We start from the raw sequence: 15,786 nt of genomic DNA, 5'->3' as shown, positions 1-15,786 counted from the left end.
ACTTCTTATTCTACCACCTTAAAACGAGCGAAACGCAATAATAGTTGCTTGTCACCCGCATTTTTAAAATGAATGGTTGCTTTCGCATTGTCTCCCGTTCCTTCCACTTTTATCACTTCTCCGAGTCCGAAACGCTCATGTTCTATCATTTGCCCGGCTTGTACGCCTGCTACCGATGCCGAACCGGAAGATGCTGCCTGACTTCCCCCACTGCTGCCTATCGTACTCACCTTCCTCAAGTTTCTCGGTACACTGGGAGCTATAATCTGTGCCTTCGGCCGTTCACGCTGTTCAGACGAAGATGTACTTCCGAAAGGTGTACGCGATGGAGAAGCAGAACGGGTAAATCCGCCTTCTATCTCTCTGCGGAAACGTCCCGCACCTTCATCAACCGAACGGCTGACTCCCGATTCATGCGGCATCCGCAAGAAATTAATATCAATATCCCGCAAGAAACGGCTGGGACTTCCAAATTCCATCTTTCCGTAACGGAAACGGGTTTTGGCAAACGACAGATAACAATGTTCTTCGGCACGGGTAATGGCTACATAGAACAAACGCCGCTCTTCTTCCAATGCCCGGGGTGAATCGCCTACCATACCGCTAGGGAACAAGTTTTCTTCCAATCCGACCACAAACACGTTTTTAAATTCCAATCCCTTGGCGGAATGGACGGTCATCAACGTAATCTTCTCTCCATCATCCGCTTTGTCGGAGTCCTGGTCGGTAAGCAGGGCAATCTCCGAAAGGAAATCGGTAAGGGAAATATTCGGATTACCTTCTTCCTGCCGCAAAGCACAGAAGTCGTTCATACCATTCACCAGTTCTTCTATGTTTTCCTTGCGACTCAAATTCTCCGGAGAAGTGTCCTGACAAACATCATTGATAATGCCGGACTGCCGGATAATATCTGTTCCTATCTCGTAAGCGTTCTTATCCGCCTGGTCGGTAATAAAACCTTCTATCAGTTCACGGAAACCCTGAAGTTTGGTATGCGTCCCTTTGTTGATATTCAGTCCGTAGCTTAACGGTTCGCAGAGTGCTGCCCACAGGCTGACTCCATTATCGGTAGCTGCCGATATTATTTTGCCGACAGTCGTATCTCCGATACCACGGGCAGGATAATTGATGATACGCTTGAATGCTTCTTCATCATTCGGATTCACCACCAACCGGAAATAAGCGATGACGTCTTTTATCTCTTTTCGCTGATAGAAAGAGAGTCCGCCGTAAATCTTATAAGGCATTGTCCGTTTCCGAAGAGCTTCTTCAAAAATACGGCTTTGCGCATTCGTACGATACAGGATGGCAAAATCAGCATAGCCGTAGTCATGCTCCCGGCGCAATTCGGCTATCTTATTAGCCACAATATCACCTTCTTCCACATCACTGTATGCCTGAAATACGCCGATAGCTTCTCCTTTCTCCTTCTCGGAGAATACAGCTTTCCGTATCTGACGCTCATTCTTCTCAATCAGGCTGTTGGCAGCACAGACAATAGTCTGTGTGGAACGGTAATTCTGTTCCAATTTAAAGACTTTCGTGTCAGGATAGATTTTCGTAAAATAGAGAATATTGTCAATATCCGCTCCACGGAAAGAATAGATGCTTTGTGCGTCATCCCCTACGACACAGACACGCTGGTTCTCTTTAGTGAGTTGCAGGACAATGCTATGTTGGGCGTAATTGGTATCCTGATACTCGTCTACGAGCACATAACGGAACTGTTCCCGATAACGTGCGAGCACATCCGGAAAATCACGGAACAGAATGTAGGTATATACCAGCAGGTCGTCAAAATCCATAGCTCCCGCCTGGCGGCATCTTTCCCAATAACGGGTATAGATGTCACGAATAGCGGGCATTTTGGCTGCCATATCGCCTTCGTACGCTTCCTTATTGGCAGCATATCCCGTAGGAGTGACCAGATGATTCTTGGCATTGGAAATGCGGGATTGTACGATACCCGGTTTATAGGTCTTTTCGTCAAGCCCCATCTCTTTGATGATGGAACGGAGCAGGCTTTTACTGTCCGCCGTATCATAAATGGTAAACTGGGAGGTAAATCCGATATGTTGCGCTTCGGCACGAAGAATACGGGAGAATATGGAATGGAAAGTCCCCATCCACAAATAACGTGCCCGCTCCATACCTACCTGGCGGGCAATACGCTCTTTCATCTCACGGGCTGCCTTATTGGTAAAGGTCAGCGCGAGGATGTTCCACGGATTGTAACCGTTCTCCAGCAAATAGGCGATTTTATAAGTCAATACGCGCGTCTTCCCCGAACCCGCACCGGCTATCACCAGTGAAGGCCCGTCATTATAAGTCACTGCTGCACACTGACTCTCATTCAATTCCTCTATATAATTGGTACTCATAACAGCATTATAAAAACAATGAGGTTTTTTAACAAACCCTCGGCGTTCAATTTTGTTCTCAATACAAAAGTATAACATTCATTCGAGAATGAAGGTATTTTTATGATTTTTCATCACTAACTATTTTAACCTAACCCCCAAAAGCAATGAAAAGAGGTATATTTTTATCAATTATTTTAGGTTTGTGCCTGGTCGCCTGCATTCCACAGGCTATGGCACAGAAACAGAGCCGGTTGGAAAAACTGCTCAGGTATCTGAATGACAACGACGCTGACAAATGGCAGAAGAACCGCGAAAAGGTAGACGATGAAACGCAGGCATATTATGCCGAGGAACTGGCTTTACTAGATGTCCTCAACGACCTGTGGAACAAACAGAGCGAACAGGCCGCCACCGACTATTTCGGATGCTACGAGAAAGCCGCCAAAGCCTATTTTCCCAACATCTGCGACGAGGAGAAGATACAGCTTTCCAACGTGCAGGACAAGGCGGAGCAATCTATCGTCTATATTTTAGAGGCTTCGAAAGATCAGATTCCTTTCAGCCGGACACTGATGGACAGTATCCGTTCAAGCGGTTATCCCGCAGATTCCGCACTGATACAGAAGTTACGGGATATCCGCGAAATGTCACTACTGGAAGGTATGCTGAAAACACCTGCATCCGGCACTTATCAGACGTACATGACCGAGTATCCGAACGGAAAATTCATCTCCCAAGTCAATGCCGCCGAAAACAAACGGCTTTATCAGATTGTGAAGAGTAATCCGACACCGGAGAATTTCAAAGCTTTCTTTGATAATCCCGCCATGCAAAAATTCTTCACGGATAAGGATACCCGCCCGTTCCTGGGTGAAGTGCAAGCGTTATACGACAATTACCTGTTCCATAGCATTGACAGCTTACGGGAAGGGGGAAATGCAACGGCTATCCGGCAAATCATCGACGACTACAAGCGCACACCTTATCTGGATACCGCGGCGCGTACGCATCTGAATGATTTGGAATATCTTAGTGAGAAAGCGGATTTCGAGCTTTTAAAGCCGGCGATAGTCAGTTCTGAATCTTTGAGTCTGTTGCAGGAATTTCTTTGTACGCACAAATACAAGGAGTTTCGTGACCAGGCCAATGCGTTACGGACACCGTTTATCTTGCAAACAATCATCTCCACTCCCACTTCCGTGAAATATTATAATGCGGGACGACTGATAAAGTCTGCCGAAAACGACAGTACGGGGAATATCTCTACCACTTATTCATATGACGATAAGGGACAACTCATCTCCACGTTATCATTGACCATGAAAAACGGGCAGGCAAGCAATGAAATGCAGACAAACAGGCTGTACGACCCGCAAGGTCACTGCATCTTTGAAGTACAGACGAACCCGAAGACCAAGACGGACGTTTACCGGCGAACACGCCGTATCGGTGCCGATGGAAGCATCGAGAGCGATTCTCTAAGATATGCGGATGGCAGACTCATCATAAGTACTTATGATAAGCAGGGCTTATTGACCGAAGCCAAAGAGTATAATAAGAACGGAGAGCTCCAAGGCTACACCGCAAACAAATATGATGACAAAGGCAGATTGATTGCCTCACAACATCAGAACTTACTGTTCGCCAACTCGTCCGACCAGATTATTTCACAGAAAGATGCTTATGAATATGACAAATACGGTTACCTGACGCAGATTGTCTACCAGCGGATTATGGGCAACAACCAGAAAACGTCCGGCTGCCTGACTTGCTTGTACGATAAATACGGTAACCGGATTGATGGAAATTCTTACTATGAATATGACAATACGGGACAATGGATTTGCCGCACGAACCGGGACAACCCGAAAGAAGTGGAACGGATACAGTATATTTATAAATAAAACAAGATACTGTGAACATTTTGCGGAAGGCTTCTGTTATTATAGTATAACAAGCCAATTAAAACTTGTAACATTATGAATACTATATTAATGTCTTTAATTATGATGACCATGACTTACGAAATGCCTAAACTTCCTTACGCAAACAATGCGTTGGAACCTGTAATCAGTCAGCAAACGATAGATTTCCATTACGGAAAACATCTACAAACGTATGTAAATAATCTGAACAGCCTCGTACCGGGAACAGAATATGAAGGTAAAACGGTGGAAGAAATCGTTGCCGCAGCACCGGACGGAGCTATATTCAATAACGCCGGACAAGTATTGAACCACAATCTGTATTTCCTGCAATTTGCCCCGAAACCTGCGAAGAAGGAACCGGCAGGCAAACTGGGAGAAGCCATCAAACGTGACTTCGGCAGCTTTGAAAACTTCAAGAAAGAATTCAACGCAGCAGCAGTAGGATTGTTCGGTTCGGGATGGGCTTGGTTGTCCGTTGACAAAGACGGCAAACTGCACATCACTAAAGAAGGAAACGGAAGCAACCCTGTACGTGCCGGATTGAAACCGCTTCTCGGATTCGATGTGTGGGAACACTCCTATTATCTGGATTACCAAAACCGCCGTGCCGACCACGTAAACGCCCTGTGGAACATCATCGACTGGGATGTGGTTGAAAAAAGAATGTAACCGGACTTACTGACTAAACTATACTAATGAAAAGGTCGTTGTGAAAATCACAGCGGCCTTTTTTTACGACAATAATGAAAAAAAACTACTGATTTAGTGTTTTTCTGTTTCTTTTTCGCTTACTTTGCCCCCGTAAAGACAAAGGGGTGCCCCATGAGGGGCTGAGATTATACCCTAGGAACCTGATGCAGTTAGTACTGACGTAGGGATTGTGTTTCTTCTTATCGCCTTTCCATAAAAGCACGCTCTTTGTATTTACTTTCAACTTATTTATTCTGATAGGACAATGAAAGTACAAGTGAACAACAAAGAGGTGGAAATTATTCCTGACTCTACCCTTACACAACTGACAGCACAACTCGAACTTCCGGTTCAGGGTATCGCTATCGCCGTGAACAACAAAATGATTCCCCGCACTGAATGGGAGCGTTTCATGCTGCATGAGAATGACAGTCTGGTAATTATCAAGGCAGCTTGCGGAGGATAAAGTGATGGTCAGCCTACAATTTATCACGCATCAGACCGAACGGTATTCATACCTCGAATCGGCACGTATGGCACTCGAAGGCGGGTGCAAATGGATTCAACTACGCATGAAGGATGCTCCTCCCGAGGAAGTGGAATCGGTGGCGCTGCAACTGAAACCGCTTTGTAAAGAGTACGAAGCTATCCTCATCCTTGACGACCACGTCGAACTGGCCAAAAAGCTGGAAGTGGACGGTGTGCACCTGGGTAAAAAGGATATGCCTATCGACCAGGCACGGCAGACACTCGGAGAAGCCTTTATCATCGGCGGCACGGCAAACACATTTGAAGATGTCGTACAGCATTATCGCGCCGGAGCCGACTATCTCGGCATCGGGCCTTTCCGGTTCACCACTACCAAAAAGAATCTAAGCCCTATACTGGGCTTGGAAGGATATTCGTCCATCCTTTCCCAAATGAAGGAAGCGAATATCGGACTGCCCGTAGTGGCTATCGGTGGAATCACCAACGAGGATATTCCTGATATTCTCCGCACAGGAGTCAACGGGATTGCCATGTCCGGCACGATTCTCCGGGCGGAAAATCCGGTAGAGGAAACACGTAGAATCATTGAAAGTGATTAATAATTTGTCAGATGATAAATGAAAATTTAATTCAGACAGAAGAACAAAAGAACATAAAATAAAACAGTAGTTCAATAACAGCAAAATAACTATCTAAGCGCAGCTCTTTATGTTCTTTTGTTCTTCTGTCCAAAATTTGAATAATCAACTAAAATACATAGACATGGAAAAGTTAGTAATTGCGGGACGTGAGTTTGACTCACGCCTTTTCCTTGGAACAGGAAAATTCAATTCCAATGAAGTAATGGAACAGTCCATTCTGGCTTCAGGCACAGAAATGGTGACGGTTGCCATGAAACGTATCGACATGGACAATAAAGAGGACGACATGCTGAAACATATTATCCATCCGAATATCCAGTTATTGCCCAATACTTCCGGTGTACGTGATGCGGAAGAAGCTGTTTTTGCCGCACAGATGGCGCGTGAAGCGTTCGGTACGAACTGGCTGAAACTGGAAATTCATCCCGATCCCCGTTATCTGCTCCCCGACTCTATCGAAACACTGAAGGCTACGGAAGAGTTGGTAAAACTGGGCTTTATCGTATTGCCTTATTGCCAGGCAGACCCTGTACTTTGCAAACGGTTGGAAGAAGCCGGCGCGGCTACCGTTATGCCTCTCGGTGCTCCGATTGGCACGAATAAGGGATTGCAAACCAAAGAATTCCTACAAATTATTATCGAGCAGGCAGGTGTCCCCGTTGTTGTTGATGCCGGTATCGGCGCGCCAAGCCATGCTGCCGAAGCCATGGAACTGGGTGCTTCTGCCGTATTGGTAAATACGGCAATCGCCGTTGCCGGAAACCCGGTAGAGATGGCAAAGGCTTTCAAAGCTGCTACCGAAGCCGGACGGCGGGCTTACGAAGCGGGATTAGGACTGCAAGCGGACAATTTTATAGCTGAAGCAAGCTCACCTCTGACTGCTTTCCTGGATAAATAATATGAATGAGTAGCTGACTACTAAAAGAACAATTATGGAACAAAGAATAAAATTTCCCCGCTCCCAAAAAGTATATTTGCCCGGCAAACTTTATCCGGATATCCGTGTAGCCATGCGGAAAGTGGAGCAAGTGCCCAGCGTCAGTTTTGAAGGTGAAGAAAAGATTGCGACACCGAATCCCGAAGTATATATATATGATACCAGCGGCCCGTTCAGCGACACGGATATGAGTATCGACCTTAAAAAAGGGTTACCGCGAATGCGTGAAGAATGGATTGTAAGTCGCGGTGATGTGGAACAACTTCCCGAAATTACATCCGAATACGGACGCATGAGACGGGATGACAAGAGTCTCGACCACCTGCGTTTTGAACATATCGCCCTGCCTTATCGTGCAAAAAAAGGGGAAGCTATCACCCAAATGGCATATGCCAAAAGAGGAATCATCACTCCCGAGATGGAGTATGTGGCTATCCGTGAGAATATGAACTGTGAGGAATTGGGAATAAAAAGCCATATCACTCCCGAGTTTGTCCGCAAGGAGATTGCGGAAGGACGTGCCGTACTGCCTGCCAATATCAATCACCCGGAAGCTGAACCGATGATTATCGGACGCAACTTTCTAGTGAAAATCAATACGAATATCGGAAACTCCGCTACTACTTCGAGCATTGACGAAGAAGTGGAAAAAGCATTGTGGAGTTGCAAATGGGGCGGTGATACGTTGATGGATCTCTCTACGGGAGAAAATATCCATGAAACACGCGAGTGGATTATCCGCAATTGCCCCGTTCCGGTCGGCACGGTTCCTATCTATCAGGCGCTCGAAAAAGTAAACGGCGTGGTGGAAGACCTGACATGGGAAATCTACCGGGACACTTTGATTGAACAATGCGAGCAGGGAGTGGATTACTTTACGATTCATGCGGGTATCCGCCGCCATAATGTACACCTTGCCGATAATCGCCTGTGTGGTATTGTCAGTCGCGGGGGAAGTATTATGAGTAAATGGTGCCTGGTGCATGACCAGGAGAGTTTCTTGTACGATCACTTCGATGATATTTGCGATATCCTGGCAGAGTATGATGTAGCGGTGTCTCTGGGAGACGGACTTCGTCCGGGTTCTATCTACGATGCCAACGATGAAGCTCAGTTTGCAGAACTGGATACGATGGGAGAACTCGTGCTCCGTGCCTGGGAGAAGAATGTCCAGGCATTTATCGAAGGCCCCGGCCATGTTCCGATGCACAAGATTAAAGAGAATATGGAACGTCAGATTGAGAAATGCCACGATGCGCCGTTCTACACGCTCGGCCCGTTGGTGACGGATATTGCTCCGGGATACGACCATATCACTTCCGCTATCGGTGCCGCACAAATCGGATGGCTGGGTACGGCAATGCTTTGTTATGTGACTCCGAAGGAACATCTTGCCCTGCCGGACAAAGAGGATGTCCGTGTAGGAGTTATCACCTACAAGATAGCTGCTCATGCCGCCGACCTTGCCAAAGGGCATCCGGGTGCACAGGTACGTGACAACGCATTGAGCAAAGCGCGTTATGAATTCCGTTGGAAAGACCAGTTCGACTTGTCACTCGACCCGGAACGGGCACAGACTTATTTCCGTGCAGGACACCATATCGACGGAGAATATTGTACGATGTGCGGCCCTAACTTCTGTGCGATGCGATTATCACGTGACTTAAAGAAACGATGAACGGAATAGTGATTAGTGATTAACCCGCAAAAGGACATCACTAATCACTCACAGCAACCATTAATCACTAAAAAACTAATCACTAATAAAAATGTTCTCTGACGAATTAGAAAAAATATCCTGGGAAGAGACGACAAAAGCCATCTATTCCAAAACTGATGCTGATGTACGCCGTGCATTAGGCAAGAAAGAACATTTGGACGTCAACGACTTTATGGCGCTGATTTCGCCTGCCGCCACTCCTTACCTTGAAGTGATGGCACGCCTTAGCCAAAAATATACAATGGAGCGGTTTGGCAAGACCATCTCTATGTTTGTGCCGCTCTACCTGACTAATTCATGTACCAATTCCTGTGTCTATTGCGGTTTTCATATCAGTAACCCGATGAAAAGAACGATACTGACCGAGGAAGAGATAATCAATGAATACAAGGCTATCAAACGGCTGGCTCCTTTTGAGAATCTTCTGCTCGTGACGGGTGAGAATCCTGCGGTAGCCGGAGTTCCGTACATCGCCCGTGCACTGGATTTGGCAAAGCCTTATTTCAGTAATCTGCAAATCGAGGTGATGCCGCTTAAAGCGGAAGAATATAAGGAACTGACGGAGCATGGACTGAACGGAGTAATTTGTTTTCAGGAGACTTATAATAAGTCAAACTACAAGACGTATCATCCAAGAGGCATGAAGTCAAAATTCGAATGGCGTGTGGATGGGTTCGACCGCATGGGACAGGCAGGCGTGCACAAGATTGGCATGGGTGTCCTGATCGGACTGGAAGAATGGCGGACAGATGTCACCATGATGGCTTATCATCTGCGTTATCTGCAAAAGCATTACTGGAAAACAAAATACAGCGTCAACTTCCCGCGTATGCGCCCGTCGGAGAATGGCGGTTTCCAACCGAACGTAATCATGAACGACCGGGAACTGGCTCAACTGACATTCGCCATGCGTATCTTCGACCATGATGTGGACATCTCTTATTCTACCCGTGAAAGTGCTGAAATCCGGAATAACATGGCTACACTGGGTGTAACGACCATGAGTGCGGAAAGTAAAACAGAACCGGGAGGATATTACAGTTATCCACAGACACTGGAACAATTTCATGTCAGCGATGAACGGAAAGCGGTGGAGGTTGAACGTGATTTGAGAAAGTTAGGACGTGAACCGATTTGGAAGGATTGGGATCAGTCTTTCGATTTTAAAAGATAAACGGATGCGGTACGACAGACAAACGATTCTTCCCGAAATAGGAGAAGAAGGTCAGAAGAAACTGTTGGATGCCAAAGTTCTCATAGTAGGCGTGGGAGGGTTAGGCTCTCCCATCGCCCTCTATCTGGCGGGTGCTGGTGTAGGCTGTATCGGGTTGGTGGATGACGATGTGGTAAGCATCAGCAATCTGCAACGGCAAGTGCTCTATTCCGAGAAAGAACTGGGTAAGTCCAAGGCAATATGTGCGGCGGAGCGACTATCCGCCCTTAACAGTGAAATCAAGGTACAGCCCTACTCCACCCGGTTGACCGAGGATAATGCTCGTGATATTATCAGGGAATACGATATGGTCGCAGATGGTTGCGATAACTTCGCCACACGCTATCTGATTAATGATATTTGCATCGAACAGGGAAAGCCGTATATATACGGTGCTATCTGCGGTTTTGAAGGACAAGTTTCGGTATTCAATTTTGGAAAACGGAAGAAAAATTACCGTGATCTCTATCCTGACGAAGAAGAAATGAAGCGGATACCACCGCCACCGAAGGGTGTGATGGGAATTACTCCCGCCGTTGTAGGAAGCATTGAAGCTACGGAAGTTCTGAAAGTTATTGGTGGATTTGGCGATGTTTTGGCAGGTGAACTATGGACTATTGACTTGCGTACATTGCAATCTAACAAATTTTCACTATAAACGTTGGTTTCTGATATAGTTAATCACTAACTTTGCTAAACAATCCAAGTTAACAAAGGAAATGAAATTAATTGTAGTCACCACACCCACTTTCTTCGTTGAAGAAGATAAGATTATTACTGCTCTTTTCGAAGAGGGCCTGGATATCCTACATCTTAGAAAACCGGAAACTCCGGCCATGTATTCAGAACGATTACTGACTCTTATCCCGGAAAAATATCACCGACGCATTGTCACGCACGAGCATTTTTATCTGAAGGAGGAATTCAACCTGATGGGGATTCACTTGAATGCGCGAAATCCGAAAGAGCCTCACGACTATGCGGGGCACGTCAGTTGTTCTTGCCACTCCGTCGAAGAAGTAAAAAATAGAAAGCATTTCTATGATTATGTTTTCATGAGCCCTGTCTATGACAGTATCTCTAAAGTGAATTATTATTCTACATATACTGCCGAAGAATTGCGTGAAGCCCAAAAGGCTAAAATCATTGATTCCAAAGTGATGGCATTGGGGGGTATCAATGAAGACAATCTGCTGGAAATTAAAGATTTCGGTTTTGGGGGAGCTGTCATACTGGGTGACCTTTGGAACAGGTTTGATGCTTGCTCGGATCAGAATTATCTGGCGGTGATCGAGCATTTCAAGAAGTTGAAGAAATTGTCGGATTAAAGAAAGAAGTTTATCAAAATTGATAGTGTACCTTCAATAATATAAGAAAAGCCGTTGCGAATCATCTTCTGCAACGGCTTTCCTTTTCTTTATATCCTGTTCTGTTATCAGAACTTGTATCCTACAATGATAGAGAAGTTCATGTTTTTAGGATTGCCAACTTTTTGTACATCTACCAAACCGAATTGGCCATCCAAGCCTGCAATAATTCTGCCGAATTCCAATGCTACTCCAACACCAAGACCTGCATCAAAACGCTTAATTCCATCATCACCGAAAGTATCTTCCTTATATTCCACATTACCCATATCAGCTTTCGTTTTTCCAGCAACACCACATGAAAAATAAGGCCCTGCATTAACCACAAGATTCGTATTATCAGCTACATTGAAACGAGCCGCCGCCATTACTGGTAATTCCAGATAATAAGCATTGATTGTAACTTCATCTTTCTTAGCACCTTTACCAGTCAGAAATAGAGAAGGTTGCAATGACCATGTGTCATCAAAAGCATATTCAAAACCGCCACCAAGTTTGAAACCAACTTTTGCATTCAAATCAAGATCACCTGTATAATTACTAAAGTTCATACCAACCTTGGCATTCCAACCTGTAATCTGAGAAAAACCTGCTACTGAAATCAGCGCAAATAATACAAATAAAACACTCTTCTTCATAATTTTAAAGTTTTAAATTAATACTCAAGGATTTTATTTTCCTTATTGTTTAACAATACAAATGTATAATTGTAATTCGTATTAAACAACTTTTTCGTTAACAAATGCGTAAATTATAGAGTTTATACATAAAGAAAGGGAATTCCCTATTTTAGAGAACTCCCTTTCCTATTTTTTGTTCGGTCTTTCTTATCAGAATTCGTAGTGGAATCCAAATGACAAGTCTTCGCTACTCAGTTTAAGACCGAAAGAATCTCCGGAAGTATTTATGTTTCTACGATAGCCCAAGAAACCATACTTGGCAACGAAAGAGAAATGCTTGTTCAGTTTCACGGCAATACCCGGTCTGATACCGATCTGTCCTGCTTTGCTGGTATCACCATCTTTGATTTTCACAAAGCCGAGAGCAGCAGTTCCGTCCATAAACAGACGAACAGCACTGTTCTGATAATAAGACCAACGAACATACGGAGCTACAAATACTGCATTGGCAGTTACGCCTTCATCATATTCATGTGAATAATTCAACTCAGCACCCAATGCCCATGTTTTATTAAAGTTATATCCGATTTCCGGAGCCACTTTAAATGATGTAGTGTTGTCCGTGCTGTTACGCCAAACGTTCAAAGATCCGCCTACGTAAATGTCCTGTGCTTTTACAGCGATAGCCACCAACATGATAACTACCAATAATAAACTCTTTTTCATCTTCTTGTTTTTTTTAATTATACCATTAGACCCCATTTAGATCCGTTTCCGGGGTGCAAAAGTATAACCCTTTTTTCGTTAAAACAACTTTTTAGTTAGTTTTTTATAAAATACACAATTTTCGGTTTGTACAAAATAAAATAGACTGCAAATACTTTCACAAGTATTTACAGCCTATTTATCAGATAGTCAAGTACCTAACCAGTGTATTCAACTATCCCTCAATAGCTGCCTGAGCCGCCGCCAATCTTGCGATAGGCACGCGGAATGGAGAACAACTAACGTAGTTTAATCCCACTCTGTGGCAGAACTTCACTGAAGAAGGTTCACCACCATGTTCACCACAAATACCGCATTTCAAATCCGGGCGGATAGCACGGCCTTTTTCTGTTGCCATACGTACCAGTTGTCCCACACCATTCTGGTCGAGCACCTGGAACGGGTCTACTTTCAAAATCTTCTTTTCCAGATAAACAGGAAGGAAGGAAGCAATATCATCACGAGAATAACCGAAGGTCATCTGCGTCAAGTCATTTGTACCGAATGAGAAGAATTCAGCAGAAGAAGCAATGCGGTCGGCTGTCAAAGCTGCGCGCGGGATTTCAATCATTGTACCTACTTTGAAGTCGATGCTGTCTCCCAACTCTTCGAACAACTTCGCAGCTTCTGTGCGAATCACGTTTTCCTGTTCCTTGAATTCATACAAGATACCGGTCAACGGAACCATGATTTCCGGATGTGTCTCCACTCCTTCTTTCTTCAATTCCAATGCAGCACCCAAGATAGCACGTGTCTGCATCTGAGTAATTTCAGGATATGTATTTCCCAAACGGCAACCACGGTGACCCAACATCGGGTTGTGTTCACACAATGATTCTACACGTTGCTGGATATACTGCAAACTTACGCCCATTGTATCTGCCATCTCCTGCTGTCCCTTCAAATCGTGGGGAACGAACTCATGCAAAGGAGGATCGAGTAGACGTACAGTCACCGGACAACCTGCCATTGCCTTGAAGATACCCTTGAAGTCCGCCTGTTGGTACGGAAGAATCTTAGCCAATGCCTTGCGACGCCCTTCGGCATCTTCCGCCAAAATCATTTCACGCATAGCCTTAATCTTCTCACCTTCGAAGAACATATGTTCCGTACGGCAAAGACCGATACCCACCGCACCGAAATTACGGGCCACTTCCGCATCGTGCGGAGTATCCGCATTGGTACGCACTTGCAGACGGGTATATTTATCAGCCAATGTCATCAATTCGGCAAAGTCACCGGAAAGCTCGGCAGCTTTCGTCTCTACCTTACCATTATATACTACACCCGTACTTCCGTTCAGAGAGATGTAATCGCCTTCTTTCAGCACCACACCGTCAATTTCCACCGTACGTGCCTTATAATCAATATTCAATGCGCCTGCACCCGACACACAGCATTTACCCATACCACGGGCCACCACAGCAGCGTGAGAAGTCATACCGCCACGAGCTGTCAGGATACCTTCGGCAACTGCCATACCTGCCAAGTCTTCAGGAGAAGTTTCGATACGGACCATCACTACACGCTTTCCGGCAGCATGCCATTCGGCAGCGTCGTCGGCGAAGAATACAATCTGACCGGTTGCAGCACCCGGAGAAGCCGGAAGACCGCGAGTCAGGACTTTAGCTTTCTTTAAAGCATCCTTATCAAATACAGGATGAAGCAATTCGTCCAGCTTATTCGGCTCAACACGCAGCAAAGCTGTCTTTTCATCAATCATACCCTGACGAAGCAAATCCATAGCAATCTTCACCATGGCAGCACCTGTACGCTTACCGTTACGTGTCTGAAGGAACCAGAGTTTACCTTCTTGTACGGTGAACTCCATGTCCTGCATATCTTTATAATGATTTTCCAGTTTAGTCTGAAGCTCATCCAGCTCTTTGTAGATTTCCGGCATAGCTTCTTCCATAGAAGGATATTTTTCTGCGCGTTCTTCTTCGCTTACTCCGGCCAGTTGAGCCCAGCGTTGAGAACCGATCTTAGTAATCTGCTGCGGAGTACGGATACCGGCTACTACGTCTTCACCTTGCGCGTTAATCAGGTATTCACCATTGAAAAGGTCTTCACCCGTACCGGCGTCACGTGAGAAACAAACACCGGTTGCCGATGTCTCACCCATATTACCGAATACCATTGCCTGAACGTTTACGGCTGTTCCCCATTCGTCAGGAATACTTTCCATCTTACGGTAAAGGATAGCACGTTCATTCATCCATGAATCGAATACTGCGCAGATGGCACCCCAAAGCTGTTCGTATGCACAAGTCGGGAAATCTTTTCCTGTCTGTTCTTTTACGGCAGCCTTAAATTTCTTCACGAGTTCTTTCAGGTCTTCCACTTCCAGCTCGTTGTCGAGTTTCACACCTTTCGCTTCTTTCACCTCTTCGATGATTGCTTCGAACGGGTCAATATCTTCCTTATTAGTAGGTTTCATTCCCAAAACCACGTCACCGTACATCTGTACAAAACGACGGTAAGAATCCCATGCAAAACGTGCGTTACTAGTCTTGCGGATAATACCTTCCACCACTTCGTCATTCAGACCCAGATTCAGGATAGTATCCATCATACCCGGCATAGACGCGCGGGCACCGGAACGTACAGACACCAACAAAGGGTTTTCAATGTCACCAAATTTTAATTTCATCAAGCCTTCTACATTAGAAATGGCTTTCACGACATCATCTTTGAGCAACTCAACCACTTTGTCACGCCCTAACGTGTTGTATTCCGTACAAACATCTGTAGTTATTGTGAATCCGGGAGGGACTGGAATTCCGATTAAATTCATTTCTGCAAGATTGGCACCTTTACCACCTAGCAAATTCTTCATGTCAGCCTTTCCTTCTGCCTGACCATTACCAAAGGTATAAACTCTTTTTTTATCCATAATACTGTGTTTAAAGTTACATTATGATTATCTTCTGTTCGCAAATCTAAGGATATTTCGCAAATCAGAAAACTTTTTGCGAAAAAACTTTCTATCAAAATGCAATTTCGACATTACAATCTGGAATATTTCTACAGACACGAAAGTTTTCCAAAAA

General features: G+C 45.1%; 13 protein-coding genes and 1 riboswitch. Of the genes, 9 read left to right on the top strand and 4 right to left on the bottom strand.

Translation table 11 applies throughout. The annotated features are described in order from the left end of the window. Positions 1-5 precede the first annotated feature (5 nt). Positions 6-2,381 (bottom strand): ATP-dependent helicase, encoded by a 2,376-nt coding sequence (locus tag AB5443_RS08425; protein ID WP_368114153.1) that lies wholly within the window; start codon positions 2,379-2,381, stop codon positions 6-8. 146 nt (positions 2,382-2,527) lie between these two features. Here AB5443_RS08425 and AB5443_RS08420 point away from each other — a divergent pair, with 146 nt between their 5' ends. The 9 genes from AB5443_RS08420 (at position 2,528) to AB5443_RS08380 (ending at position 11,309) form a co-directional block, all read left to right on the top strand. Then, positions 2,528-4,267 carry an RHS repeat protein gene (locus tag AB5443_RS08420; RefSeq protein WP_368114154.1) on the top strand — a complete coding sequence of 580 codons (1,740 nt, stop codon included), beginning with the start codon at positions 2,528-2,530 and terminating at the stop codon, positions 4,265-4,267. A 75-nt stretch (positions 4,268-4,342) separates the two neighbouring features. Then, a complete protein-coding gene (locus tag AB5443_RS08415; RefSeq protein ID WP_022138544.1) occupies positions 4,343-4,960 on the top strand; it encodes a superoxide dismutase in 618 nt (205 codons plus the stop codon). 132 nt (positions 4,961-5,092) lie between these two features. Next, a riboswitch (TPP riboswitch) is annotated at positions 5,093-5,186 on the top strand. A gap of 60 nt (positions 5,187-5,246) precedes the next feature. Next, positions 5,247-5,447, top strand: coding sequence for a sulfur carrier protein ThiS (thiS, locus tag AB5443_RS08410; protein WP_044655891.1), 201 nt, complete (start codon positions 5,247-5,249; stop codon positions 5,445-5,447). 4 nt (positions 5,448-5,451) lie between these two features. Further along, a complete protein-coding gene (locus tag AB5443_RS08405; RefSeq protein ID WP_368114155.1) occupies positions 5,452-6,069 on the top strand; it encodes a thiamine phosphate synthase in 618 nt (205 codons plus the stop codon). Positions 6,070-6,232: 163 nt separating this feature from the next. After that, positions 6,233-7,009: a thiazole synthase gene (locus tag AB5443_RS08400; protein WP_368114156.1), complete on the top strand. Its 777-nt coding sequence runs from the start codon at positions 6,233-6,235 to the stop codon at positions 7,007-7,009. Positions 7,010-7,043: 34 nt separating this feature from the next. Next, the gene (gene thiC / locus AB5443_RS08395; protein WP_368114157.1) at positions 7,044-8,726 is read left to right on the top strand and encodes a phosphomethylpyrimidine synthase ThiC; all 1,683 of its coding nucleotides are present in this window, start codon (positions 7,044-7,046) and stop codon (positions 8,724-8,726) included. 91 nt (positions 8,727-8,817) lie between these two features. Continuing rightward, positions 8,818-9,942 carry a 2-iminoacetate synthase ThiH gene (gene thiH, locus AB5443_RS08390; RefSeq protein ID WP_368114158.1) on the top strand — a complete coding sequence of 375 codons (1,125 nt, stop codon included), beginning with the start codon at positions 8,818-8,820 and terminating at the stop codon, positions 9,940-9,942. A 4-nt stretch (positions 9,943-9,946) separates the two neighbouring features. Next, the gene (locus AB5443_RS08385; protein WP_368114159.1) at positions 9,947-10,639 is read left to right on the top strand and encodes a HesA/MoeB/ThiF family protein; all 693 of its coding nucleotides are present in this window, start codon (positions 9,947-9,949) and stop codon (positions 10,637-10,639) included. Positions 10,640-10,700: 61 nt separating this feature from the next. After that, positions 10,701-11,309 carry a thiamine phosphate synthase gene (locus tag AB5443_RS08380; RefSeq protein ID WP_022139203.1) on the top strand — a complete coding sequence of 203 codons (609 nt, stop codon included), beginning with the start codon at positions 10,701-10,703 and terminating at the stop codon, positions 11,307-11,309. Between the two features lie 107 nt (positions 11,310-11,416). On the opposite strand, the gene AB5443_RS08375 is transcribed toward AB5443_RS08380, so the two are convergent. From AB5443_RS08375 to ppdK, 3 genes are all read right to left on the bottom strand, one after another. After that, positions 11,417-11,986 carry a porin family protein gene (locus AB5443_RS08375; protein WP_368114160.1) on the bottom strand — a complete coding sequence of 190 codons (570 nt, stop codon included), beginning with the start codon at positions 11,984-11,986 and terminating at the stop codon, positions 11,417-11,419. Between the two features lie 192 nt (positions 11,987-12,178). After that, positions 12,179-12,694: an outer membrane beta-barrel protein gene (locus AB5443_RS08370; protein ID WP_022139205.1), complete on the bottom strand. Its 516-nt coding sequence runs from the start codon at positions 12,692-12,694 to the stop codon at positions 12,179-12,181. A gap of 214 nt (positions 12,695-12,908) precedes the next feature. Continuing rightward, the gene (gene ppdK / locus AB5443_RS08365) at positions 12,909-15,629 is read right to left on the bottom strand and encodes a pyruvate, phosphate dikinase (protein ID WP_368114161.1); all 2,721 of its coding nucleotides are present in this window, start codon (positions 15,627-15,629) and stop codon (positions 12,909-12,911) included. Positions 15,630-15,786: the final 157 nt, after the last annotated feature.

This window comes from Bacteroides sp. RTP21281st1_H5_RTP21281_210402 (assembly GCF_040918965.1).
In the GTDB taxonomy this organism is placed as follows: domain Bacteria; phylum Bacteroidota; class Bacteroidia; order Bacteroidales; family Bacteroidaceae; genus Bacteroides; species Bacteroides congonensis.
The sequence above is the reverse complement of the archived record's forward strand: the minus strand, read 5'-3'. Positions and strand labels throughout refer to the sequence as shown.